The organism is Mesorhizobium sp. WSM4848, from assembly GCF_055811375.1.
The window spans coordinates 1-954 of record NZ_JBVVPX010000105.1; the positions used below are offsets into that span (position 1 = coordinate 1).

A 954-nucleotide genomic window follows, 5' to 3' on the forward strand; every position below is an offset into this window, starting at 1 on the left:
ACCCGTCGGCCCGATCATGACGTCGCCTTCAGCGCGCGGATCACTGCGGCCACCGTCTTGGTGTCGGCGCCGCGGCCGACGCGCATCGAGATGCCGTCGATCTCAAGCTCGATCATGCCGGCACCTCGGGTGGCTTGCCGTTTCCGCTGCTTCGGTGAACGGCTGGCTACAGGTTCCGCCGCCGCCAAAACCGCCGGCACAAAGGCAGGAGAATCTTGCTGCACCGAAGTGGCCTGTTTGCGCGCTTCGCGGCGCCAGGCGAAGACCTGCTGCGGCCTAAGGCCATACCGACGGGCTACCTCGGAAATGACTGCGTTCGGCTCCAGCGTCTCCGCGATGATCCGCGCCTTGTCATCCACCGACCAGTGACGCCGACCGCCGGCACCGTTGATCACCTCGAAACGCCGAAGCTGCCGCTCCGGGTCAAGCGTAAGGTCAAGTCCAGACACAAGCCGATCTCCGATCCCAATACAGGATCGGCAACCTCACAGATCGCGACCACTCCCGAAAGGTCCGGAAACACCGCTTACGCTCTTGCGGCCGATGGTGACGAAGAAAGTCAACAGGACATATTTGCTTCCGGTGCCGACTAGTATCTCTGTTGGCTATTCTCGCCGGAGACTCTGATTAAAAGCATTGGTGCAATCTGCGACCACTCAACTCGCGTTTTAGCTCTCGGCCCGCAAGAACGGCAATCTTTCTCGATATCGAATTGCACGTCACAAGCCATCACGTACGACGAAACGGCCGCACAATTCATCTCACACCAAACCCAGTTTCGCCTGCTGCGCCGTAAGCGGTGTTCCGACGGCACCTTTCGGAGATTGGCATGAAGGACGATGTTCGGAGCCTTTGAGGGCTTCGACATTTGACGATCTCAGAGCTAACGCTTAAGTCGAACGATTTGGAGCCGGTGCGCCGGTTCGAGGTGTTCACGGGCTCCGGCCGGCGACG

1 protein-coding gene is annotated in these 954 nt (G+C 60.1%); it reads right to left on the reverse strand.

What is annotated here, in order from left to right; genetic code table 11:
• Nucleotides 1-14: 14 nt before the first annotated feature.
• A complete protein-coding gene (gene tnpA / locus AC0L16_RS33475; RefSeq protein WP_473625796.1) occupies nt 15-449 on the reverse strand; it encodes an IS66-like element accessory protein TnpA in 435 nt (144 codons plus the stop codon).
• Nucleotides 450-954 lie beyond the last annotated feature (505 nt).